This is a genomic window from Streptomyces morookaense (assembly GCF_013030945.1).
In the GTDB taxonomy this organism is placed as follows: domain Bacteria; phylum Actinomycetota; class Actinomycetes; order Streptomycetales; family Streptomycetaceae; genus Streptomyces; species Streptomyces morookaensis.
Genome location: NZ_JABBXF010000010.1, coordinates 223,273 through 245,204, shown reverse-complemented (window position 1 = coordinate 245,204; position 21,932 = coordinate 223,273). Strand labels below are relative to the sequence as shown.

Sequence of the window (21,932 nt, the reverse complement as noted above, 5' to 3'; positions counted from 1 at the left end):
CCTCGCCTTGACAGTGGCTCGGCCCCTGCATCACCCTTTCACTAATCAAGTAGTGAAAGGGTGATGCTCCGGTGGTCGACTTCCGCATCGACCGGCGCACCGGCGTCGCCACGTACCTGCAGATCGTCCAGCAGGTCAAGCAGGCCTTGCGTCTCGGCCTGCTCGCGCCCGGCGACAAGCTGCCCACCGCCAAAGAGGTCGTGGCCGCGACGGCCATCAACCCCAACACCGTGCTGAAGGCGTACCGCGAGCTCGACCGCGAGGGGCTCGTCGAGGCGCGGCCGGGGCTCGGGACCTTCGTGCGGCGGTCGTTGGCACGGCCGGGGGCCGGTGCGGACTCGCCGTTGCGCGGCGAGCTGGCCGACTGGACGCAACGCGCCCGCGCGGCCGGGCTCGACCGGGAGGACGTGGCCGCACTGGTCGCCTCCGTCCTGGACGAGCACTTCGGGGACCCCGCGCGGCGTCCGAGCGAGGGGACCGGAACCGGATGACCGACCTGACGTACCTGCCGGACCGGACCGCCCTGGAGGCGGCCGGTCTGGGGGTGGAGCACCGGCGCGGCTGGGCGCTGCGCGACTGCTCCTTCCGCATTCCCGCCGGGCGGATCTGCGCCCTGGTTGGGCCCAACGGCGCGGGCAAGTCGACGCTGCTGTCGCTGGCCGCGGGGCTGCGCAGGCCCACCACCGGCGCCCTGCACGTGTTCGGCGGCGCGCGGCCGTCCGACCGGGCCGCCCGGCCCCGTATCGGCTACGTCGCGCAGGACAAGCCGCTCTACCCGCACCTCACGGTCGGCGAGACCCTGCGCGTGGGGGAGGAGCTCAACCCCGCCACCTGGGACTGGGCGACGGCCGAGCGGATCGTGGCCGCGGGGGACCTGCCGCCGGCGGCCCGCATCGGTTCGCTCTCCGGCGGCCAGCGCACCCGCGTCGCCCTCGCTCTCGCTCTCGGCAAGCGTCCCGAACTCCTGCTCCTGGACGAGCCGTTGAGCGACCTCGACCCGCTGGTGCGGCACGAGATGACGGCCGAGCTGATGTCCGCGGCCGCCGAGCACGCCACCACCGTCGTGATGGCCTCGCACGTGCTGGCCGAGCTCGACGGCGTCTGCGACTACCTGTTGCTGGTCGCGGACGGCCGGATCCGGCTCGCGGGCGAGGTGGAGGACCTGCTCTCCGTGCACTCGCTCGTCATGGGGCGGCACGAAGCCGAGGGCCTGCCGCGGGAGTTCACCGGGCACACGGTCGTCGAGTCGCGTGTGACGGGGCGGCAGATCACGGCGCTGCTGCGCACCGACGGGCCGGTCGCGGGGGAGTGGGAGGTCGCCGAACCGTCCCTGGAGGAGCTCCTCCTCGCCCACCTGCGGTCCCCGGACGCCCCGCCCCTGCTCACCCCGGGCGCCGAACCGCGCATGAACGTTCCCGCACCGAAGGAGGCGGTATGACGGCCACCGCAACCCCCCTCGCCGCCGCGCCCGCCGGCGCCCGCCCCCGTGCCGGGCTGCGCGGGCTGCCCTGGCTCGTCCTGCGGCAGCACCGCGTCACCGCCTGGTGCGCGGCGAGCGCGCTCGCCGCGCTCGTCGTCGGCCTGGTGTGGCTGCGCTTCGGGATGGACGACTTCATCGACAGCCGCGCCATCCGGGACGCCTGCATCACCTCCACCGAATGCCCGACCGCCCAGGCCACGGTGGACTACTTCCGGCGCACGGCCGGTGACCTGCTGCACTACCTCGGCTACCCGCTGATGCTGCTGCCGCCGATCGCGGGCATGTTCGTCGCCGGGCCGGTGGTCGCGCGCGAGCTGGAGAGCGGTACGTACAAGCTCGCCTGGACGCAGTCCGTCTCGCCGCTGCGCTGGTTCGCGGTGAAGCTGTCCGTGCCGGCCGTGGCCGTGCTGGCCGGCGGTTCGCTGCTGTCGGTGGCCTACACATGGGCCTGGCAGGCCGTGCCGGAGGTGCTGCTGCCCGGCCAGGCCTGGTACCACTCGTTCGACACCCTGGGCGCCGCGCCCGTCGCGCACGCGCTGCTGGGCATCGCCGTCGGGGCGCTGGCGGGCCTGCTGGTCAAGCGGGCGGTCCCCGCCATGGGCGCCGCGCTGGTCGGCTACCTGGTGCTGGCCGGTGAGCTGCTGGACAACCTGCGCGCGCACCTGGTCGGCCCGGTGACACAGCTGTCCGCGGCCCAGCCGGGGCTCATCCGGGACCGCACCTGGATGCTGGAGCGCGGCATCGTCACCCGTACGGGCGAGCACATTGCGGAGCCCAATTGCGGCGTCGATGTCTCCCCGGAGGGGTGCCTCGCCCGGCACGACGGCGCCGGCTGGTACCTCGAATTCCATCCGTACAGCCACTTCTGGCCCCTCCAGTGGGCCGAGGCGGGTGTCTCCGTGGTCCTCGCGGCGGTCGTCACCGGCGGTGCGGTGTGGCTGCTGCGCCGGATGTACCGCTGAGCCGTCCGGCCGACCTGCGCGGGCGCGTGCACAGGATCTGTGCATGCGCCCGCGCAGCCGTCTGTGCACCTGCCGTCCGTGCAGGCCACCACCGTGCTGCGGCCGTCGCCGCGGGGTAGGGCCCCGCTTTCCTGCGCGCCATGTGCGCGTTACCCGTGATTCACAAGCGGTTGCGAGCCTTGCCGAATGCAGCCCGCCGTGCCCCACGCACCCGCAAGACGGCTCCGCGCCGCCGGGGCGCCCCTCTCCGGCGCGCCCGACCTGCCGCCGGCGCGGAACAATGAAGGTATGACCCAGTCCTCCAGCGCTCCGGCACAGGACCGACCGAACGGCGAACAGGAAGGTCAGGGGGGCCGTCCGGGACGGCCGCAGCCCTCCGTCGGGTTCATCGCGGCCCACCGCCCGCAGGCGGACGACTCCGCGGGCATGCCCGGCCTGGAGCCGGATCTCGACGTCGATCTGGACGCGTACGAGGTGCGCTACGACGACACCTTCGAGGAGGGGTTCGACGGGTTCGAGGCGCGCGAGCAGCCCGCGGAGGAGGGTGTGGCGGCTCGCCGTCCCGAGGAGGACCCGCTGCCCGAGGGCCGCTTCCTGGACCGGGAGCGCAGCTGGCTGGCGTTCAACGAGCGGGTGCTGGAACTGGCGGAGGATCCGGCCACCCCGCTGCTGGAACGCGCCAACTTCCTGGCGATCTTCGCCAGCAACCTCGACGAGTTCTTCATGGTCCGCGTCGCCGGCCTCAAGCGGCGCATCGCCACCGGCGTCGCCACCCGCTCCGCCTCCGGGCTGCAGCCGCGCGAGGTCCTGGAGCTCATCTGGACCCGCTCGCGCGAGCTCATGGCCCGGCACGCGGCCTGCTTCCAGCAGGACGTGGCCCCCGAACTGGCCGAGCAGGGCATCCACTTGATCCGCTGGCCCGAGCTGACCGAGAAGGAGCAGGAGCGGCTCTTCACGCTCTTCCGGCAGCAGATCTTCCCCGTCCTGACCCCGCTGGCCGTCGATCCCGCGCACCCGTTCCCGTACATCTCCGGTCTCTCGCTCAACCTCGCCGTGGTCGTCCGCAACCCGGTGAGCGGCCATGAGCACTTCGCGCGGGTGAAGGTGCCGCCGCTGCTCTCGCGCTTCCTGGAGGCCTCGCCGCAGCGCTACGTCCCGCTGGAGGACGTCATAGCGGCGCACCTGGAGGAACTGTTCCCCGGCATGGAGGTGCTCGCGCACCACATGTTCCGGGTGACGCGCAACGAGGACCTGGAGGTCGAGGAGGACGACGCCGAGAACCTCCTGCAGGCGCTGGAGAAGGAGCTCATGCGCCGCCGCTTCGGCCCGCCCGTGCGGCTGGAGGTCGAGGAGACCATCGACCCGTACGTGCTGGACCTGCTGGTGCGCGAGTTGAAGATCTCCGACGCGGAGGTCTACCCGCTGCCCGGACCGCTCGACCTCACCGCGCTCTTCGGCATCGCCGCGCTCGACCGGCCGGAGCTCAAGTACCCGAAGTTCGTGGGCGGTACGCACCGCGACCTGGCCCAGGTCGAGTCCGCCTCCCCGCCCGACATCTTCGCGGCCCTCCGCGAGCGCGACGTGCTGCTGCACCACCCGTACGACTCCTTCTCCACCTCCGTCCAGGCCTTCCTCGAACAGGCGGCCGCCGACCCCGACGTCCTGGCCATCAAGCAGACGCTGTACCGGACGTCCGGCGACTCGCCCATCGTGGACGCTCTGATAGACGCGGCCGAGTCCGGCAAACAAGTACTTGTGCTCGTCGAGATCAAGGCGCGCTTCGACGAACAGGCCAACATCAAGTGGGCGCGCAAGCTGGAGGAGGCCGGCTGCCATGTCGTCTACGGGCTCGTCGGGCTCAAGACGCACTGCAAGCTCTCCCTGGTGGTCCGCCAGGAGGGCGAGACGCTGCGCCGCTACTCGCACGTCGGCACCGGCAACTACCACCCCAAGACGGCCCGCCTGTACGAGGACTTCGGCCTGCTCACCGCCGACCCGCAGGTGGGCGCGGACCTCTCCGACCTCTTCAACCGGCTGTCCGGCTACTCGCGGCGCGAGACCTACCGGCGGCTGCTGGTCGCCCCCAGATCGCTGCGCGACGGGCTGGTCAAACGCATCGCCAAGGAAGTCGCCCACCACCGCGCCGGGCTGCCCGCCTCCATCCGCATCAAGGTCAACTCGATGGTCGACGAGGCCGTCATCGACGCCCTCTACCGCGCGGCCCGCGCCGGGGTGCCCGTGGACATCTGGGTCCGCGGCATCTGCGCCCTGCGGCCGGGTGTGGTGGGCCTGTCGGAGAACATCCGGGTGCGCAGCATCCTCGGACGATTCCTGGAACACTCCCGCGTGTTCGCCTTCGGGAACGGCGGGGAGCCGGAAGTATGGCTCGGGAGCGCGGACATGATGCACCGCAACCTCGACCGGCGCATCGAGACGCTCGTCCGGGTCACCGATCCCGGCCACCGTGCCTCGCTCAGCCGCCTCCTGGAGGCGGGCGTGTCCGACCGCACCGCCTCCTGGCACCTGGGTGCGGACGGCAACTGGACGCGGCACGCCACCGACGGGGACGGACAGCCGTTGAGGAACGTGCAGGAGATGCTCATCGACGCCCGGAGGCGCAGGCGTGGTTCGGCTACCCCATGACGTGCCCGGGGGGCAGGAAGTGACAACCGTAAAAGGCGTACCGGAGACGGAGACGGACACGGCCGGTGCCACGGCCGCGGACGTCCTGTCGGCCTATCTGCACGCGCAGGCAACGGAGTTCCTGCGCAGTCTGAGGCTGCACCGGGAGAGCGGGGCGGACGCGGAGGACGCCGGCGAGGCCAGCCGCCTGCTGCGCCGCTCGGCGCGCCGCATCTCCGGGACGCTGCATGTGTACGGCCCGCTGACCGACACCGTGTGGACGGACCAACTGCGCGGCGAACTGGCCTGGTTGTCCGACGTCGTCGCCCGCGAGTACGCGTACGCGGCGCGGCTCGCCCGGCTGCGGGGCGCCCTGCACCGGCTGTCCGGCGCGGAGGAGGAGGACGGCAGGGGCGGCGGCCTGACGGTGGGCGCGGCGCGGGCCGGGGCGCTGCTGGAACGGCAGTTGACGCTCGCGCGGACGCGGGCCCACTCCGCGGCGCTGCAGGCGCTCGGTTCCTCGCGCTTCCACGGCGTCGCCGACGCGGTGGCGGTGCTGGCCTCCGACGTGCCGCTCGACCCGGCGGCCCGGGGCCTGCCCGCCCGCGACGCGCTGCCGCGCCTGGCCGAGCAGGCGCACGCCCGGATGGCGGAGGCGGTGGCCGCACTGCCGCTGTCGGTGGCGGGGCACCCGTACAACTCCGAGGCACTGGTCCACGGTCTGGCGGCGACGGCCGCCGCCGACGCGCCGCCGCCGGAGGGGCGGCAGGACGCGCCCTGGCACCAGGTGCGCCGCCTGGTGCGGCTGCGCCGCTACGCGCAGGAGGTGCTCGACGAGCAGCAGCAGACGGAGGCCGAACCCTCCCTCTCCGTACGCCTGTTGAGCGCCTGCCAGGCCCTCGACCGCCACCGCGACGCGGCGGAGGCCGCGGCTGCGGCCGCCTCCGCGGCCCGCACGCCGCGCATCGCCCCCGCCACGGCGTACGCCCTCGGGGTGCTGCACGCGGACCAGCGGCACGAGGTGGAGGCGGCGCGCTACTGCTTCGGCCGCATCTGGCAGCGCCTGTCGGGGACACCGTGAGCGCACAGATCATCCGCGCGGCCGGTTGCGTGCTGTGGCGGTACGCGGAAGGGGGCGGCGACGTGGTGGAGGTCGCCGTCGTCCACCGGCCCAAGTACGACGACTGGTCGTGGCCGAAAGGCAAGCTCAAGCGGGGCGAGACCGCGCTGGCGGGCGCGGTCCGCGAGGTTCTGGAGGAAACGGGCATGCACTGCGAACCGGGTCCGCCCCTCCCCACGGCCCGCTACCTGGCCGCAGGCCGCCCGAAGGAGGTCCACTACTGGGCGGCCCGCGCCACGGGCGGCACCTTCGAACCGAACAGGGAGGTGGACCAGTTGCTGTGGCTGCCCCTGGAGGCGGCCCGCAGCCGGCTGACGCAGCGGCGGGACCGGGAACTGGTGGATGCGTTGGCGGAGGTGCTGGCGGAGGGCTGACGCGTTCACCCCCGTGGGGCCAACGCCCCCCACGCCACGGTCACTTCACCCTGCCGCCACCGCTGCGGCCTGTCCACGACGGGCCAGTCCGACCGCAGATCGGTCACCGTCCGGATCCACCGCTGCCGGGCGCCCAGCGCGGCGTACGGCGCAGCCGCCGCCCACGCCCGGTCGAAGTCCCGCAGGAACGCGTGCACCGGTTCGCCCGGAACGTTCCGGTGTATGAGCGCCTTCGGCAGCCGCTCCGCCAGGTCGGACGGCGTCCCCAGCGACCCGAGCCGCGCGGCGAACGTCACCGTCCGCGGCCCCTCGGGCCCGAGCGCCACCCACACGTGGCGCCGCCCTATCTCGTCGCATGTGCCCTCGACCAGCAGTCCGCCCGGCGCGAGCCGCCCGCACAGCCGCGCCCAGACCGCGGCGACCTCGTCCTCCCCGTACTGCCGCAGCACGTTCGCGGCCCGTATCAGCGCGGGGCGCCGCCCGGCCGCGAGCGGCACCTCGAAGCCGCCGTGTGTGAAGGCCAGCCCGTCGCGGACGTACGGCTGTGCCGCCGCGACCCGCGCCTGGTCTATCTCGACCCCGACGACCGCCGCGTCCGGCCGCACGGTGCGCAGCCGCCCGAGCAGCTCCACGGCCGTCCAGGGCGCGGCGCCGTAGCCCAGGTCGACGGCGACGGGGTCGGCGCTGCGGCGCAGCTCGGCGCCGTGCGCGGCGGCGATCCAGCGGTCCATGCGGCGCAGCCGGTTCGGGTTGGTCGTACCGCGCGTCGCCGAACCGATGGGCCGGCGGGGAGGGGCGGCGGTACGGGAGCTCATGGGGAACAAGCCTACGGGCGTGCCGCGTGCGGCTGCTGTGCCCGCGGGGCCTGGGCCCGCGTATCCCAGGCGCGGGTGTCGGCGACGTTGGCGCCGGCCTGCTCCGCGGCCCCGTCCGGGTCCCGCTCCCGCAGCGCGGCCAGCAGCGACTCGTGGCCCACCGGGTCGGCGCCCTCGAAGCCGGGCGTGGCCCACGTGTCGGCCATGGCGGCGTGCAGCGGCTCGGCGAGGTTGCAGTAGAGCTCGGACAGGAGGGGGTTGCCGGCGGCCTCGGCGACCCCGGCGTGGAAGGCCCAGTCGGCGGCGACCCATGCGTCGAAGTCCCCGGCGCGCCACGCGTCGCCGCGCCGCTGCAGTGCCACGGCGAGCTCGTCGAGCGTGGTCTCGTCGGCCCGTACGGCGGCGAGCCGGGCGGCCTGCGCGTCGAGGGCCTCGCGCACTTCGAGCAGCTGGCCGAGGCCGCTGTCGCCGTAGAGGCGGGACACCGCGCCGGACAGCTCGCTGGTCGCGCGGACGTACGTGCCGTCGCCGCGCCGCACCTCCAGCAGGCCCGCGTGGGCGAGCGCGCGCACGGCCTCGCGGACGGTGCCGCGCGCGACCTCCAGCTGACGCATCAGCTCGGGCTCGGGCGGGATGCGGGAGCCGACGGGCCACTCGCCGGAGGCGATCCGGGCCCGGATCGCCTCGATGACCTCGGCCGACAGGGCGGGCCGGCGGACCGGTTCCAGAGACATGGATTCACGGTACCCGTTCGAGGCATGGACATAAAACGTCGGACGTCTTACGTTTGATGCATGTCCTCCTCCGCACCGCCCGGGGGTCTCACCTCGACCCTGCCCATCACTGCTGCCCCGCCGGGCCCCCCGCGCGCCCGCGTCGCCTGGCTCACCGCGGTGGCCGTCGTGCTCATCGCCCTCAACCTCCGCCTCGGCATCAGCAGTGCCTCCGCCCTGCTCGAAGCCCTGCGCACGGATCTCGCCCTGCCCTCCGCGGTGGCGGCCCTGCTGCCCGCGCTGCCGACGCTGTGCTTCGCGGCCGCCGGTGCGGGCACGGGCGCCCTGGCCCGGCGCGCCGGTGCCGAGCGCGCAGTGCTGCTGGCGCTCGCCGCGCTCACGGCGGGCCTCGCGATACGGGCGGTGCCCGCGGTGTGGGCGCTGCTGGCCGGCACGGCGCTCGGCATGTCGGGCCTGGCGCTGTGCAACGTCCTGCTGCCCACGCTCGTCCGCACCCACTTCCCCGGCCGCACGGGCCTGTTGACCGGCGTCTACACGACCACGCTCGCCCTGGGCGCGGCCGCCGCCTCCGCCGTGTCCGTCCCGCTGGCCCGCGCCCTCGGCTCCCCGTCGCTGGGGCTCGCGGTCTGGGCCGTGCCGGCCCTGGCCGCCCTGATGATGTGGGCCGCGGTGCGGGCCCGGGCACCGCGCGGCGTGAAGACGGCCGCGGGGGTGCCCGGTGAGCGGATATCCCTGCGGGCCGTCGCCCGCACCCGGGCGGGCGTGCTGGTCACCGCCTACTTCGGCCTGCAGGCGCTCAACGCCTACGCGGTGGTCGGCTGGCTGCCGTCCCTGCTGTCGGGGCAGGGCATGTCCGAGGGCGCGGCGGGCGCGGTGCTGGCGGTCACCCAGGCGGTCGGCATCCCCGTGTCCTTCGCGGTGCTCGCCGTCGCCAAGGGGCCGGGCCGGCTGCGCGGTGCGTTCGTGGGCGTCTCGCTGGCGATGCTCGCCGGGTTCACCGGCCTGCTGGTGGCGCCGGTGGCGCTGCCGATGGTGTGGGCGGTGCTGGTGGGGCTGGGGATGTGCTCGTTCCCGCTGGTCCTCGCCGTGATCGCGCAGAGCGGCGGCAGCCCCGCGGAGACCACCGCCCTGTCCACGCTCGCGCAGTCCCTCGGCTATCTGCTGGCCGCGCTCGGCCCGCTGGCCGTGGGCCTGCTGCACGGTGCCACCGGCGGCTGGACGGCACCCATGGCCGCCCTGCTGGTGACGGCCGCGGCCCAGCTCGTGGTCGGGGTGCTGCTCTCCCGCCGTCCGTGACAGGAATGGAGGACTGCATCACGCTTTGGCAAAGTGGGAAGGGGAGACCGCCTCCGCAGCGTTGGCCCCGGAGAACGAGAGAGCGGTGCATGTCCCAGGCACACGGAGGAATACGCAGGTGAGCCAGTACGCATCCCGGCTCGGCGCTCGCCGCGGCCGAACGCTCGGCCCCTTCCACAAGCCCCAGTTGCCCCAGATCCGGCGCATCGGTACCCCCCGGCGGCCGCGTCGCGTCGCCATGCTCAGCGTTCACACCTCCCCGTTGCACCAGCCCGGCACGGGCGACGCGGGCGGCATGAACGTCTACATCGTCGAGCTCGCCAAGAGGCTGGCGAGCATCGACATCGAGGTCGAGATCTTCACCCGCGCCACCACGGGTGCCCTGCCGCCCGCCGTGGAGCTCGCCCCCGGTGTCCTCGTCCGGCACATCGACGCCGGCCCCTACGAGGGCCTGGCCAAGGAGGAGCTCCCGGCGCAGCTGTGCGCCTTCACCCATGGCGTGATGCAGGCCTGGGCCGGCCACCGGCCCGGCCACTACGACCTGGTCCATTCCCACTACTGGCTCTCCGGCCATGTCGGCTGGCTCGCCGCCGAGCGCTGGGGTGTGCCGCTGGTGCACGCCATGCACACCATGGCCAAGGTCAAGAACGCCGCCCTGGCCGAGGGCGACACCCCCGAGCCCGACACCCGGGTCATCGGCGAGACCCAGATCGTCCGGGCGGCCGACCGGCTCATCGCCAACACCGACGGCGAGGCCGAGGAGCTCGTGCACCATTACGACGCCGACCCCGGCAAGGTCGCCGTCGTGCATCCGGGCGTCAACCTCGACCGCTTCCGCCCGTCCGACGGCCGCGCGGCCGCGCGGGCCCGGCTGGGCCTGCCGGCCGATGCGCTGATCCCGCTGTTCGCCGGGCGCATCCAGCCGCTCAAGGCCCCCGACGTGCTGCTGCGTGCGGTCGCCGTACTGCTGGAGCGGCGGCCCGAGCTGCGGGCGCGGATGGTCGTGCCGGTGGTCGGCGGGCCCAGCGGCAGCGGTCTCGCCAAGCCCGAGGGGCTGCAGAAGCTCGCCGCCCGGCTGGGCATCGCCGATGTGATCCGCTTCCGGCCGCCGGTCGGCCAGCAGCAGCTCGCCGACTGGTACCGGGCGGCGTCCGTGCTCGTCATGCCGTCCCACAGCGAGTCGTTCGGCCTGGTCGCCGCCGAGGCGCAGGCCTGCGGCACGCCGGTGCTGGCGGCGGAGGTGGGCGGCCTGCCGGTGGCCGTCCGGGACGGGGTGAGCGGGTTCCTCATACCCGGGCACGACCCGGCCGACTACGCGGAGGCGCTCGCCCGGTTCGCGGACGCACCGGAGCTGACGGACCGTATGGGCGCCGCGGCCGCCCGGCACGCGCAGTCGTTCGGCTGGGGCGCGGCGGCCGCCGCCACGGCCGACGTCTACACCGCAGCCATGCACGAGCGGCGCCGTCGCCTACGCTCGACCCATGTCTGACGCGAAGACCACCATCGAACAGGCGCTCCGCGAGGCCGGGCTCGAATGGGAGAGCCCGGCCGACGGTTCGTACGTCGTCAAGCTCCCCGGCACGCGCAAGCTCTCGACGACGGTCTCCCTGCTCGTCGGCAGGCACTCGCTGTCCGTCAACGCCTTCGTCGTGCGCTGCCCCGACGAGAACCACGAGGCCGTGCATCGCTGGCTGCTGGAGCGCAACACCCGCCTGTACGGCGTCGCTTACGCGATCGACCCCCTGGGCGACATCTACCTGGTGGGCCGGCTGCCGCTGGCCGCGGTCGTCCCGGAGGAGATCGACCGCATCCTGGGCACGGTCCTGGAGGCGGCGGACGGCAGCTTCAACACCCTGCTGGAGATGGGCTTCGCGTCGGCGATCCGCAAGGAGTACGCGTGGCGCACGTCGCGGGGGGAGTCGACGCGCAACCTGGACGCGTTCGCGCGCCTGACGCGGGGTGAGGACCAGGGGTGAGGCCCCCGGTCCTCCGCCCGCCCCGGGTCACCCCGCGATCCGCTCCGGCTCGGGTGCCGCCACCGGACCGTCGACCGGGCCTGCCGCAGGCAACCCCCGCATGAGCAGCCAGTAGCCCGCGGCGGCCACGCTGCCGACCACGGCGCATCCCGCCCACAGTGTGGCCGCCCCGAAGCGGTCGATCACCGTACCGCCGGCCAGCGGTGCCACCAGTGCCGCCACCGACCACGACAGCGTGTAGACGCCCTGGTAGCGCCCGCGCCCGTGCACGGGCGACAGCCGCACCACCAGACCCATCTGCGTGGGCGAGTTGACGATCTCCGCCACCGTCCAGACGCACACCGTCAGCGCGTACACCGCGATCGACCCGGCGAACGCGGTGAGCCCGAAGCCGTATCCCGCGAGGAGCGCGGAGAGCACCAGCAGCCGCTGCGGATCCCGGTGTTCGATGAAACGGGTCACGGGGATCTGCAGGGCCACGATCAGCACGCCGTTGACCGCGATGACCATTCCGTAGTCACTGCTGGAGAAGCCGTTCCCGCCCATCGCCACCGGCAGCGCGACCGAACTCTGCTGGAAGATCAGGGCGATGAGGAACGACAGCCCGACGACGCTCATGTAACGCCGGTCGCGGAGCACCGTGCCCATGCCGACGGCCGGTTCGGCGGCGGCCGCACCGGAGGCGGCCTGCTCGGGCCGCGACTCCGGCAGCTTCAGGAAGACGAGCACGGCGCACGCCAGCGTCATCGTCCCTTCCGCCAGGAACCCGATCAGATAGCTGTGTTCGGCGATCAGCCCCGCGGCCAGCGACGAGAACGCGAAACCGAGGTTGATGGCCCAGTAGTTGAGGGCGAACGCCCGGACCCGGTCCTGCGGGGCCACGATGTCGGCCATCATCGCCTGCACGGCCGGGCGCGAGGCGTTGCTGGCCATGCCCACCACGAAGGCGACGGCCGCGATGGCGGCGGGGTGCTGCATGAAGCCCAGCAGCGCGACCGAGAAGGCCGTCGAGGTCTGGGCGACGAGCAGGGTGGGCCGCCGCCCGAGGCGGTCGGTGAGCACGCCGGAGCCGATGGAGGAGATCACTCCGCCGAGCCCGTGCAGCGCCGCGACCATCCCCGCGAACGAGGCCGAACAGCCGCGCTCCACGACGAGATAGAGCGCCAGAAACGTGGACACGAAGGAGCCCAGCCGGTTGATCAGGGTGGAGGTCCACAGCCACCAGAACTCCCGCGGCAGCCCCGAGACGCTCCGCCGCACCGCCGTTCGCATGCCCACCCGTGCCCCCTGTGTAAGTGGTGATCAAGAGATCCGCACCTTACGTATATTGGACGTGTGCACGCCATTGAATTGACGATGGTGATCAAGTGACCGGCGCAGGACCGGGGCGCGCGGGCCGCCCGCACAGTCGATTACGCTCAAGGGCATGGCCGACGCACCGTACAAGCTGATCCTCCTCCGCCACGGCGAGAGCGAGTGGAACGCGAAGAACCTGTTCACCGGCTGGGTGGACGTCAACCTCAACGAGAAGGGCGAGAAGGAGGCGGTCCGGGGCGGCGAGCTCCTCAAGGACGCCGGCCTGCTCCCGGACGTGGTCCACACGTCCCTCCAGAAGCGCGCGATCCGTACCGCGCAGCTCGCGCTGGAGGCCGCGGACCGCCACTGGATCCCGGTCCACCGCACCTGGCGGCTCAACGAGCGCCACTACGGCGCCCTCCAGGGCAAGGACAAGGCCCAGACCCTGGCCGAGTTCGGCGAGGAGCAGTTCATGCTCTGGCGCCGCTCGTACGACACCCCGCCGCCGGTCCTCGAGGACGGCTCCGAGTTCTCGCAGAGCGACGACCCGCGCTACGCCTCCATCCCGCCGGAGCTGCGCCCGCGCACCGAGTGCCTCAAGGATGTCGTCGCCCGCATGCTGCCGTACTGGTACGACGGCATCGTCCCCGACCTGACGGCCGGCCGCACGGTCCTGGTCGCCGCGCACGGAAACAGCCTGCGCGCCCTGGTCAAGCACCTCGACGGCATCTCCGACGCCGACATCGCGGGCCTGAACATCCCCACCGGCATCCCGCTCGCCTACGAGCTCGACGCCGACTTCCGCCCGGTCGTCCCCGGCGGCACGTACCTCGACCCGGAGGCCGCCAAGGCCGCCATCGAGGCCGTGAAGAACCAGGGCAAGAAGAAGTAACCAGCCCTGCCGCACGACGGACAGAGCCCCCGGCCGGAAACCCGGCCGGGGGCTCTTCCCTTGAGTGACTTGTCCGGGGCGTCAGCCGCAGCCGCCGCCGCACTGGCAGGGACCGCCGTTCTGGCAACCGCAGCTGCATCCGGGTCCGCACTGACAGCCGCTCATTCGGTACCTCCTTGATGGAGTCGTCTGCCTGCTCACCAGTCAAAGGCGGCGCGGAGCGACCGTCAATGCCTGTCACGTACATATGAGCGGGCGTGCAGGCGCATTCACGGCGCGCAGGGGCACGTGCAGGCGCACTGTCAGGACGGGCGCCCTACGCGTTCTCGCCTGCGCCGGGGGTCTGCGCGATCTCGTCCGCGTGCTCCCCGGTGACCAGGTAGACCACGCGCTTGGCCACCGAGACGGCATGGTCGGCGAAGCGCTCGTAGTAGCGGCCCAGCAGCGTCACGTCCACGGCCGTCTCGATGCCGTGCTGCCAGCGGTCGTCCATCAGGTGCTGGAACAGCGTGCGGTGCAGCAGGTCCATCGCGTCGTCGTCCTGCTCCAGCTGGAGCGCCAGGTCGACGTCCTTGGTGATGATGACCTCGGCCGCCTTGGCCATCAGCCGCTGGGCCAGCTGTCCCATCTCCAGCACCGTGGAGTGCAGGTCCGATGGCACCGCCGACTCCGGGAAGCGCAGCCGGGCCAGCTTGGCCACGTGCTGGGCCAGGTCGCCCGAGCGCTCCAGGTCCGCGCTCATCCGCAGCGAGGTCACCACGATCCGCAGATCGGTGGCGACCGGCTGCTGCCGTGCCAGCAGGGCGATGGCCCGGGCCTCCAGATCGCGCTGGAGGTCGTCGACCTTGGCGTCCGCCGCGATGACGGACTCCGCCAGCTTGAGGTCCGCGTCCAGGATCGCCGTGGTGGCGCGCCCGATCGCGGAGCCGACGAGCCGGCCCATCTCGACCAGGCCCTCGCTGATCGAATCCAGCTCCTCGTGGTACGCGTCCCGCATGTCCTGTCCTTCTCTCGTTCCGAGTTCCGCGGATGGCCGGGTTGCCCCGTCACGGTCCCACGTTCCGGCCGGAATCCGACGGCTTCCGTCATCCGGAGTGAACCGGTCCTGACCTCAAGGTGAACTCTCGGCAACGTGTGTTCGAGGTGCCCCCCGTTTGGCTGTGGAGGTGTCGGTGCGCCCGCATAACCTGGATGCATGAACGTGAACGCGGCGGTCGCCGCCGCAGCAGCGGTCGCCGGTCTGTGCACCGGCGTGATCGCCATGCTGGCGTTCCGCTGGAGCGAGCGGGACCAGGCCCGCCCCACCCGGAGCTCCCTGCACACCGACGCCGTCCTGCCGCCCGGGGTGGACACCGTCCTGTCGGTGCTCCGGTCCTCCGCGGTCGTGCTCGACGAGGGCGACGCCGTCGTCAAGGCCAGCTCCGCCGCGTACGCGCTCGGCCTCGTCCGCGGCGGCAGGCTCTCCGTCGAGCCCATGCTGCAGATGGCCCGCGACACCCGCCGTGACGGCGAGATACGCCAGGTCGAGCTCGACCTGCCGCGCCGCGGCACCGGCCGCGGGGAAGCCCTCGCCGTCTCCGCCCGGGTCGCCCCGCTCGGCTCCCGGCTGGTGCTGCTGCTCGTCGAGGACCTCACCGAGGCCCGCCGCATCGAGGCCGTCCGCCGCGACTTCGTCGCCAACGTCAGCCACGAGCTCAAGACCCCGGTCGGCGCGCTCTCCCTGCTCTCCGAGGCCGTCATGGACGCCGCCGACGACCCCGAGGCGGTCACCCGCTTCGCGGGCCGGATGCAGATCGAGTCGACACGGCTGACCAACCTCGTCCAGGAGCTCATCGACCTCTCCCGGGTGCAGAACGACGACCCGCTGGAGGACGCCGAGCCGGTCCGGGTGGACGAGCTCGTCGCCGAGGCCATCGACCGCTGCCGCCACCAGGCCGGCACCAAGCAGATCACCATGGCCGCGGGCGGCACCGCCGACCTGCACGTCTGGGGCAACCGCGGCCAGCTCGCCGCCGCCCTGGGCAATCTCGTGGAGAACGCCGTCAACTACAGCCCCGCGCGCACCCGCGTGGGCATCGCCGCCCGCCGGGTGGCCGCGCCCGGCGGCGACCTCATCGAGATCGCCGTCACCGACCAGGGCATCGGCATCTCGGAGAAGGACCGCGAGCGCGTCTTCGAGCGCTTCTACCGCGTCGACCCCGCCCGCTCCCGGGCCACCGGCGGCACGGGCCTGGGCCTGTCGATCGTCAAGCACGTGGTCGCCTCGCACGGCGGCGAGGTCACCGTGTGGAGCGCCGAGGGCCAGGGGTCCACCTTCACCCTCCGCCTGCCGGAGGCCGGCTCCGTCCGCGACCGCGCGCGGGCCGAGCGGGTCCGTGGCCCCCTGCCGGACGGCCCCGCCTTCGACGACCCGGCCGACGGCCCCGCCGACCCCTTCGTCCCCGAATCCCTTCCCGCCCCGGGGGGCCACCCGTGACACCCGCAGGTCCCCTTTCCCCCACCGCGCCGTACTCCCCAGAGACCCGACCGGAGGTCTTTCCGTGACCCGAGTGCTCGTTGTAGAGGACGAGGAATCCTTCAGCGACGCGTTGTCCTACATGCTCCGCAAGGAGGGCTTCGAGGTCGCCATCGCGACGACCGGCCCCGACGGGCTGGACGAGTTCGAACGCAACGGCGCCGACCTGGTCCTGCTCGACCTGATGCTGCCGGGCCTGCCCGGCACCGAGGTCTGCCGGCAGCTGCGCAGCCGCTCCAATGTGCCCGTGATCATGGTCACGGCCAAGGACAGCGAGATCGACAAGGTCGTCGGCCTGGAGATAGGAGCCGACGACTACGTCACCAAGCCCTTCTCCTCCCGTGAGCTGGTGGCCCGCATCCGCGCCGTGCTGCGCCGCCGAGGCGAGCCCGAGGAGGTGACCCCGGCGGCCCTGGAGGCCGGCCCCGTCCGGATGGACGTCGACCGGCATGTCGTCACGGTGTCGGGCGGCAAGGTCGACCTGCCGCTGAAGGAGTTCGACCTGCTGGAGATGCTGCTGCGCAACGCGGGCCGTGTGCTGACGCGCATGCAGCTCATCGACCGCGTCTGGGGCGCGGACTACGTCGGTGACACCAAGACGCTGGACGTGCACGTCAAGCGCCTGCGCGCCAAGATCGAGCCGGACCCGGGTGCCCCGCGCTACCTGGTGACGGTGCGCGGCCTCGGCTACAAGTTCGAGCCGTAGGCCGTACGGCACGCACGACAGAAGGGGAGGGCCCGGAAGCGGATGCTTCCGGGCCCTCCCCTTCTGGTCCCGTCTCCGGGCTCAGTGCTGGGCGTGCTGGCCGGCCTGCGGCGACTCGCTCGAGCCCGGCTTGGCACCGGCCTGCTGACCGGGCTGGCCCGGCTTGGCGGACTGCTGCTGGCCGGGCTGCTGCTGGCCGGGCTGGGAGGACTGGGAGGCAGCCGGGGCCGGGTTGCTCGGGCCCCAGTCCTTGAAGAAGCTCTTCGCCGGGTAGACGAAGGCGCCGACCTTGACCTCGCCCGTGTTGCTGAAGTCGAACGCCACCTGCTGGGAGTCGCCGTCCTTGAAGCCCTCACGGCCCTTCGGGAGCACGGCGGAGGCGTTGTCCTTGCCGCCCAGGGTCAGCGAACCGCCCGCGGGCACCACCAGCGCGCCGGCGCCCTTGGCGGGGCTCAGGTTCACCGTGACGTTCTTGCCCGGGAAGCTGATCGAGCGCAGCTGCTGGTCCGTGCGGCCGTTGTTGAAGATCTTGCCGGTGACCACGGCCGGGCCGTTGGCGGACTGCTCCGGCTGGGTGATGACGTTGATGTTCTGCAGCTTGATGTCGCCGACCGAGGTCTCGGCGTTGTCCGGCTTGACCTGCAGCGTCTGCGCGCTGTTGCCCGCCGCACAGGCGGAGAGCGGGGCGATCGAGAGCACGAGGGCGGTAGCGGCGAGAGCGCCGCGTCGAAGGCTGCTGCTCACGGCGGCGGCATCTCCTTGGACGAGGTAGACGAGATAAAGGGTGTGTCAGCGCGCTTAGGTTACCGAGCCGCCGTGGGGCCGCCGCACCCGACCCGCCCCATGGTCCACTCCGGTGCCCGGCCGCCCCCTCCCGCATGCTGCTTGCCGGGCCCCGGGCAGGCCGCGGCCGAATATCGCCGGTGCGGCGGCCGGGAAGTCGTCGATGGAGTACGCGGGGGCGCTCGCGCGGATTATCGGCGCAGAATGCGAAGACGGCCGGGAAGAACTTCCGGAATTGATCAAGTACGGCTTGATCAATTCCGGAATCGGTGCCCGGAAGGGCGGGTGCGCCCCGAACGGAGTACCGGAACTCGGCCGACCGGACCCCGGCAAAACGGGACGTTCGGCCGCCCGCGAGCCCCGCCCGGAGCGGGTGACGCGCGTGTTTCGTCCCGCCCGGAGACCGGCTCCGACCTGCGAATACCCGCTTCCGGAACCCCTCCGCAGCACGTCCCGGTTGCTGTTGTCAAGCCCCGAGATATGCCCTGACCTGCGGAAACGCCATTCAGAACGGGCAGTTCCCGTGTTAGACTGGATAGCCACGGAAGGGGTACCTGTCACATGACGTTCAAGGTTGGCGACACCGTGGTCTATCCCCATCACGGGGCCGCGCTGATCGAGGCCATCGAAACTCGCCAGATCAAAGGCGTGGACAAGACCTACTTGGTGCTGAAGGTCGCCCAGGGTGACCTGACGGTTCGGGTGCCGGCGGACAATGCCGAGTTCGTCGGCGTACGCGATGTGGTCGGCCAGGACGGGCTCGACCGGGTCTTCGAGGTGCTCCGCGCGCCCTACGCGGAAGAGCCGACGAACTGGTCCCGTCGCTACAAGGCGAATCTCGAGAAGCTCGCGTCCGGTGACGTGATCAAGGTCGCCGAGGTTGTGCGCGACCTGTGGCGCCGGGAGCGCGAGCGCGGTCTTTCCGCAGGTGAGAAGCGGATGCTCGCCAAGGCGCGACAGATCCTGGTCAGCGAGCTCGCTCTCGCGGAGAACACCAACGAGGACAAGGCCGAGGCCCTGCTCGACGAGGTCCTCGCGTCCTGACGCACGGTTCGACACTCGATCCGACGCACAGCTTGACGCCAGACGGTTCGGCGACCTGCCGGATGCTGTGAAATGCCGCGGTGCCCGCGTGATGACGAACATCATCCCGACGGGCGCTGCGGCATCTCCGGCTCCGGATGCGCCGCACTCGGTGTGCCGGGCCCGGGCAGCCGGCCCGACCAGTGTCACGGAAGGGGCTGGTCGGGGCATCGTGCCCGGCACGGTGAGGCCATACCCAATTCAGCCGAGGAAGCAAACCTGAACGCCATCGCCATGTCCGACCGAGCCACTCCGGCAGCCCCCGCGCGCACGGCCGCCGTCATCCCGGCGGCCGGCCGGGGCATCCGGCTGGGCCCCGGCGCGCCCAAGGCGCTGCGTGCCCTCAGCGGCACTCCGATGCTGGTCCATGCGGTACGGGCCATGGCGGCCTCCCGCGCGGTCTCCCTCGTCGTCGTCGTCGCCCCGCCCGAGGGTGCGGCCGAGGTGCGCAGCCTGCTGGACGAGTTCCCGCTCGGCGAGCGCACCGAGGTCCTGGTCGTCCCCGGCGGCGCCACCCGCCAGGAGTCCGTCCGGCTGGGCCTCGCGGCCCTCCCCGACGACGTCACCGCCGTCCTGGTCCACGACGCCGCCCGCCCGCTGGTGCCCGTCGACACCGTCGACGCCGTCGCCGCGGCCGTGCGCGACGGCGCGCCCGCCGTCGTCCCCGCGCTGCCCCTCGCGGACACCGTCAAGCAGGTCGAGCCGCGCGAGGACGGGCCCGAGCCCGTCGTGGCCACGCCCGACCGCGCGCTGCTGCGTGCCGTCCAGACCCCGCAGGGGTTCGACCGCGCGACGCTGCAGGAGGCCCACGACAAGACCGTCTTCGACGGCGAGGGCGCCACGGACGACGCCGGCATGGTCGAGCGGCTGGGCGTCGAGGTCGTGGTCGTCCCCGGCCACGAGGAGGCCTTCAAGGTGACCCGCCCGCTGGACCTCGTCCTGGCCGAGGCCGTACTCGCCCGCAGGAGGGCCAACGATGGCTTCTGAGTCCCCCCAAGGATCCCCCGGGGTCCTGATGCCCCTGGTGGGCATCGGCACGGATGTGCACGCCTTCGAGGAGGGCCGCGAGCTGTGGTGCGCGGGCCTGCTGTGGGAGGGCGAGACGGGCCTCGCCGGCCACTCCGACGCCGATGTCGCCGCGCACGCCGCGTGCGACGCGCTCTTCTCCGCCGCCGGGATCGGTGATCTCGGTGCGCACTTCGGCACGGACCGGCCGGAGTGGTCGGGTGCCTCCGGTGTGGCCCTGCTGACGGAGGCGGCGCGGATCGTGCGCGAGGCAGGGTTCGACATCGGGAACGTCGCCATCCAGGTGATCGGCGTGCGCCCGAAGATCGGCAAGCGGCGGGACGAGGCGCAGAAGGCGCTGTCCGCCGCTGTCGGGGCGCCCGTCTCGGTGTCCGGCACGACGACGGACGGCCTCGGCCTGACGGGCCGCGCCGAGGGCCTGGCGGCGGTGGCGACGGCCCTGGTCGTACCGGCGGGCTGACGGGTCCGGTTTCGGGAAGGGGCGGGACAGGGGAAGAAAAGATCACCCCTCGCCCGCCCGCCTCCTCCGGAAGGAGCCCCCGTGCTCTCCGACGACCTCAAGAAGTACGTCGACGACAACCCCGTCTTCGCCGTCGTCGCCACGGTCCAGCCCGACGGCAGCCCCCAGCTCTCCGTGACCTGGGTCAAGCGCGACGGCGACGACCTGCTCGTCTCCACGACCGTCGGCCGCCGCAAGGAGAAGAACCTCCGCCGCGACCCCCGCGTCACCGTCATGATCAACCCGCCGAACGCGCCCTACACCTACGCCGAGGTCCGCGGCACGGCCACGCTCACCACCGAGGGCGGCCAGGAGCTGATCGACGAGTTGTCCCGGAAGTACACCGGCAAGGACTACGCGGACTTCAACCCGGCCGCCAAGGACGACGCCCAGCGGGTCGTCGTGCGGATCAGCCCGCGCAAGGTGGTCGGCTCCCTGTGAACCGCAGGGCCCGCCCCCGAGGGGAGCGGGCCCTGCCGGTCAGCGGTCCGCCGCGGCGCGCGGCACCTCCGCGTAGCCGTACGCCTGCCGCGGCGCGGCCACCGGCTCCTGCGCAGGCTCCTGCGCGGCGGGGCGCGGCCCCCGCTCCGGCGTGTTGCGCCGGACCTCCTCCATGCCCTTCAGCAGCGCCGTGCGCAGCCACTTGCCGAGGGGGCGCTCGACGTACCGGTGCATCAGCCAGGCGGCGCCCAGCATCACCGCGATGAGCCCGGTCACCAGCAGCGGCGGCGCCACCTTCTCGCGCAGCCCGTAGACGACCGTCATTCCGATGTACTGGTGCAGCAGGTACAGCGGGAACGTGAGCGCGCCCGCGGTGGCCAGCCAGGGCCACTGCACGCGGTCGAACTTGCGCAGCGCCACCAGCGACATGACGGCGAACGCCGCCAGCACGCCCAGCTGGGCGGGGAACAGCGCCATCACATGGTTGGCGTTGTCGTGCACCCGCTTGGCCACATGGTGGTTGGCGAGCAGGTACGAGACGACGACGATGCCCCACAGCAGGGCGGTCGGCTTGAACCGGTGCATCAGATAGAACGCGATGCCCGCGATGAAGTAGGGCGCGTACAGCGGCATCGCCCACATGTCGAGCAGCTTGTTGTTCACCGCGGGGGCCGTGGCGGCGGCCACCGTCCAGATGCCGCAGAAGAGCACGCATCTGCGGTAGGTGACGCCTCTGGCGACGACCAGTGCGAAGAGCACGTAGAACTTCAGCTCGACGAAGAGCGTCCAGTAGACGCCGTCCACGTCCCAGACGCCCAGCCCGTGCTGCAGCATGCTGAAGTTCGTGACGACGGTCTCCCAGCCGGCCAGGGAGCGCACCTGCGGCCAGGTCATCACCACGGTCCCGGTGACCGCCACCGCGACCCAGTAGGCCGGGTAGATGCGGGAGGCGCGGGAGACGACGAAGTCGCCCAGGGAGCGCCCCCAGGCGCTCATGCAGATGACGAAGCCGCTGATGAGGAAGAAGACTTCCACGCCCAGCCAGCCGTAGCGGGTTATCGGTTCGATGGCGGAGAACATCCGTCTGGTGTCCCGGGTGCCCCAGCCGCCGGTCAGGTACGTGTAGTGGTACAGCACGACCATGAGGGCGGCGACGAGGCGCAGCCCGTCCAGGGCGTAGAGCCTCGGTGTCTTCCCGGGGGCGGCGGGTCGGCCGCCATCGATTTCGCCGCGGTTGGCGAAACGCATGTCGTCCTCTCCGGTAGAGGTGTCGGCCCGCCGCGGCGGGCCCGTCCCGAGCATGCTGACACAC

22 protein-coding genes are annotated in these 21,932 nt (G+C 72.5%); 16 read left to right on the top strand and 6 right to left on the bottom strand.

Going from position 1 to position 21,932, the window contains the following annotated elements; genetic code table 11:
• Nucleotides 1-71 precede the first annotated feature (71 nt).
• The 6 genes from HG542_RS06725 to HG542_RS06700 all read left to right on the top strand — a co-directional run bounded on the left by HG542_RS06725 (nt 72) and on the right by HG542_RS06700 (nt 6,558).
• Complete coding sequence (locus tag HG542_RS06725; RefSeq protein WP_171079126.1) at nt 72-491, top strand: GntR family transcriptional regulator; 420 nt, start codon at nt 72-74, stop codon at nt 489-491.
• Entirely contained in the window at nt 488-1,438 is a 951-nt protein-coding gene (locus HG542_RS06720; RefSeq protein WP_171079125.1) for an ATP-binding cassette domain-containing protein, read from the top strand. Before HG542_RS06725 ends, HG542_RS06720 begins: the two co-directional genes overlap by 4 nt.
• Nucleotides 1,435-2,442: an ABC-2 membrane transporter-related protein gene (locus HG542_RS06715; protein ID WP_171079124.1), complete on the top strand. Its 1,008-nt coding sequence runs from the start codon at nt 1,435-1,437 to the stop codon at nt 2,440-2,442. The genes HG542_RS06720 and HG542_RS06715 overlap by 4 nt, the downstream gene beginning before the upstream one ends.
• 288 nt (nt 2,443-2,730) lie before the next feature.
• Nucleotides 2,731-5,085: an RNA degradosome polyphosphate kinase gene (locus HG542_RS06710; RefSeq protein WP_171079123.1), complete on the top strand. Its 2,355-nt coding sequence runs from the start codon at nt 2,731-2,733 to the stop codon at nt 5,083-5,085.
• Between the two features lie 19 nt (nt 5,086-5,104).
• On the top strand, nt 5,105-6,145 hold the full coding sequence (locus tag HG542_RS06705; RefSeq protein WP_227726260.1) for a CHAD domain-containing protein: 1,041 nt from the start codon (nt 5,105-5,107) through the stop codon (nt 6,143-6,145).
• On the top strand, nt 6,142-6,558 hold the full coding sequence (locus HG542_RS06700; protein WP_229922549.1) for an NUDIX hydrolase: 417 nt from the start codon (nt 6,142-6,144) through the stop codon (nt 6,556-6,558). The genes HG542_RS06705 and HG542_RS06700 overlap by 4 nt, the downstream gene beginning before the upstream one ends.
• A 5-nt stretch (nt 6,559-6,563) precedes the next feature.
• Here the strand turns inward: HG542_RS06700 and HG542_RS06695 are convergent, their stop codons facing one another.
• Together HG542_RS06695 and HG542_RS06690 are read right to left on the bottom strand one after the other, a co-directional pair.
• Entirely contained in the window at nt 6,564-7,373 is an 810-nt protein-coding gene (locus HG542_RS06695; RefSeq protein WP_171079122.1) for a class I SAM-dependent methyltransferase, read from the bottom strand.
• 11 nt (nt 7,374-7,384) lie between these two features.
• A complete protein-coding gene (locus HG542_RS06690) occupies nt 7,385-8,107 on the bottom strand; it encodes a FadR/GntR family transcriptional regulator (RefSeq protein WP_171079121.1) in 723 nt (240 codons plus the stop codon).
• Between the two features lie 60 nt (nt 8,108-8,167).
• Here HG542_RS06690 and HG542_RS06685 point away from each other — a divergent pair, with 60 nt between their 5' ends.
• The 3 genes from HG542_RS06685 to HG542_RS06675 all read left to right on the top strand — a co-directional run bounded on the left by HG542_RS06685 (nt 8,168) and on the right by HG542_RS06675 (nt 11,379).
• Nucleotides 8,168-9,403, top strand: coding sequence for an MFS transporter (locus tag HG542_RS06685; RefSeq protein WP_171079120.1), 1,236 nt, complete (start codon nt 8,168-8,170; stop codon nt 9,401-9,403).
• Between the two features lie 118 nt (nt 9,404-9,521).
• Nucleotides 9,522-10,892, top strand: coding sequence for a D-inositol-3-phosphate glycosyltransferase (gene mshA, locus HG542_RS06680; RefSeq protein ID WP_373313108.1), 1,371 nt, complete (start codon nt 9,522-9,524; stop codon nt 10,890-10,892).
• Nucleotides 10,885-11,379, top strand: coding sequence for a type III secretion system chaperone family protein (locus HG542_RS06675; protein ID WP_171079119.1), 495 nt, complete (start codon nt 10,885-10,887; stop codon nt 11,377-11,379). The genes mshA and HG542_RS06675 overlap by 8 nt, the downstream gene beginning before the upstream one ends.
• Before the next feature lie 27 nt (nt 11,380-11,406).
• On the opposite strand, the gene HG542_RS06670 is transcribed toward HG542_RS06675, so the two are convergent.
• Nucleotides 11,407-12,651 carry an MDR family MFS transporter gene (locus HG542_RS06670; RefSeq protein ID WP_171079118.1) on the bottom strand — a complete coding sequence of 415 codons (1,245 nt, stop codon included), beginning with the start codon at nt 12,649-12,651 and terminating at the stop codon, nt 11,407-11,409.
• Nucleotides 12,652-12,805: 154 nt separating this feature from the next.
• Here HG542_RS06670 and HG542_RS06665 point away from each other — a divergent pair, with 154 nt between their 5' ends.
• Entirely contained in the window at nt 12,806-13,567 is a 762-nt protein-coding gene (locus HG542_RS06665; RefSeq protein ID WP_171079117.1) for a phosphoglyceromutase, read from the top strand.
• Between the two features lie 316 nt (nt 13,568-13,883).
• Here HG542_RS06665 and phoU read toward each other — a convergent pair whose 3' ends face one another.
• Nucleotides 13,884-14,564 (bottom strand): phosphate signaling complex protein PhoU, encoded by a 681-nt coding sequence (gene phoU, locus HG542_RS06660; protein WP_171079116.1) that lies wholly within the window; start codon nt 14,562-14,564, stop codon nt 13,884-13,886.
• A gap of 198 nt (nt 14,565-14,762) precedes the next feature.
• On the opposite strand from phoU, the gene phoR reads away from it, so the two are divergent.
• Complete coding sequence (phoR, locus tag HG542_RS06655) at nt 14,763-16,043, top strand: two-component system sensor histidine kinase PhoR (RefSeq protein WP_171079115.1); 1,281 nt, start codon at nt 14,763-14,765, stop codon at nt 16,041-16,043.
• A 64-nt stretch (nt 16,044-16,107) separates the two neighbouring features.
• Nucleotides 16,108-16,788, top strand: coding sequence for a two-component system response regulator PhoP (gene phoP / locus HG542_RS06650; protein ID WP_171079114.1), 681 nt, complete (start codon nt 16,108-16,110; stop codon nt 16,786-16,788).
• An 81-nt stretch (nt 16,789-16,869) separates the two neighbouring features.
• On the opposite strand, the gene HG542_RS06645 is transcribed toward phoP, so the two are convergent.
• Entirely contained in the window at nt 16,870-17,532 is a 663-nt protein-coding gene (locus HG542_RS06645; protein ID WP_171079113.1) for a copper chaperone PCu(A)C domain-containing protein, read from the bottom strand.
• A 600-nt stretch (nt 17,533-18,132) separates the two neighbouring features.
• Here HG542_RS06645 and HG542_RS06640 point away from each other — a divergent pair.
• From HG542_RS06640 to HG542_RS06625, 4 genes are all read left to right on the top strand, one after another.
• Nucleotides 18,133-18,615: a CarD family transcriptional regulator gene (locus HG542_RS06640; protein WP_003953493.1), complete on the top strand. Its 483-nt coding sequence runs from the start codon at nt 18,133-18,135 to the stop codon at nt 18,613-18,615.
• 273 nt (nt 18,616-18,888) lie between these two features.
• Nucleotides 18,889-19,641: a 2-C-methyl-D-erythritol 4-phosphate cytidylyltransferase gene (gene ispD, locus HG542_RS06635; protein ID WP_171079112.1), complete on the top strand. Its 753-nt coding sequence runs from the start codon at nt 18,889-18,891 to the stop codon at nt 19,639-19,641.
• The gene (gene ispF / locus HG542_RS06630) at nt 19,631-20,140 is read left to right on the top strand and encodes a 2-C-methyl-D-erythritol 2,4-cyclodiphosphate synthase (RefSeq protein ID WP_171079111.1); all 510 of its coding nucleotides are present in this window, start codon (nt 19,631-19,633) and stop codon (nt 20,138-20,140) included. Before ispD ends, ispF begins: the two co-directional genes overlap by 11 nt.
• A gap of 81 nt (nt 20,141-20,221) precedes the next feature.
• Nucleotides 20,222-20,620, top strand: coding sequence for a PPOX class F420-dependent oxidoreductase (locus HG542_RS06625; protein ID WP_171079110.1), 399 nt, complete (start codon nt 20,222-20,224; stop codon nt 20,618-20,620).
• A 39-nt stretch (nt 20,621-20,659) separates the two neighbouring features.
• Here HG542_RS06625 and HG542_RS06620 read toward each other — a convergent pair whose 3' ends face one another.
• The gene (locus HG542_RS06620) at nt 20,660-21,868 is read right to left on the bottom strand and encodes an acyltransferase family protein (protein WP_171079109.1); all 1,209 of its coding nucleotides are present in this window, start codon (nt 21,866-21,868) and stop codon (nt 20,660-20,662) included.
• Between the last annotated feature and the right edge of the window lie 64 nt (nt 21,869-21,932).

Excerpts from the sequence above, each read along its gene's own strand:
- ispD (WP_171079112.1), top strand. The coding sequence starts at position 18,889 with ATGTCCGACCGAGCCACTCCGGCAGCCCCCGCGCGCACGGCCGCCGTC.
- HG542_RS06695 (WP_171079122.1), bottom strand. The coding sequence starts at position 7,373 with ATGAGCTCCCGTACCGCCGCCCCTCCCCGCCGGCCCATCGGTTCGGCG.
- HG542_RS06670 (WP_171079118.1), bottom strand. The coding sequence starts at position 12,651 with ATGCGAACGGCGGTGCGGCGGAGCGTCTCGGGGCTGCCGCGGGAGTTC.
- HG542_RS06720 (WP_171079125.1), top strand. The coding sequence starts at position 488 with ATGACCGACCTGACGTACCTGCCGGACCGGACCGCCCTGGAGGCGGCC.
- HG542_RS06640 (WP_003953493.1), top strand. The coding sequence starts at position 18,133 with ATGACGTTCAAGGTTGGCGACACCGTGGTCTATCCCCATCACGGGGCC.
- ispF (WP_171079111.1), top strand. The coding sequence starts at position 19,631 with ATGGCTTCTGAGTCCCCCCAAGGATCCCCCGGGGTCCTGATGCCCCTG.
- HG542_RS06690 (WP_171079121.1), bottom strand. The coding sequence starts at position 8,107 with ATGTCTCTGGAACCGGTCCGCCGGCCCGCCCTGTCGGCCGAGGTCATC.
- HG542_RS06710 (WP_171079123.1), top strand. The coding sequence starts at position 2,731 with ATGACCCAGTCCTCCAGCGCTCCGGCACAGGACCGACCGAACGGCGAA.
- HG542_RS06715 (WP_171079124.1), top strand. The coding sequence starts at position 1,435 with ATGACGGCCACCGCAACCCCCCTCGCCGCCGCGCCCGCCGGCGCCCGC.
- HG542_RS06665 (WP_171079117.1), top strand. The coding sequence starts at position 12,806 with ATGGCCGACGCACCGTACAAGCTGATCCTCCTCCGCCACGGCGAGAGC.
- phoU (WP_171079116.1), bottom strand. The coding sequence starts at position 14,564 with ATGCGGGACGCGTACCACGAGGAGCTGGATTCGATCAGCGAGGGCCTG.
- HG542_RS06685 (WP_171079120.1), top strand. The coding sequence starts at position 8,168 with ATGTCCTCCTCCGCACCGCCCGGGGGTCTCACCTCGACCCTGCCCATC.
- HG542_RS06675 (WP_171079119.1), top strand. The coding sequence starts at position 10,885 with ATGTCTGACGCGAAGACCACCATCGAACAGGCGCTCCGCGAGGCCGGG.
- phoR (WP_171079115.1), top strand. The coding sequence starts at position 14,763 with ATGAACGTGAACGCGGCGGTCGCCGCCGCAGCAGCGGTCGCCGGTCTG.
- HG542_RS06620 (WP_171079109.1), bottom strand. The coding sequence starts at position 21,868 with ATGCGTTTCGCCAACCGCGGCGAAATCGATGGCGGCCGACCCGCCGCC.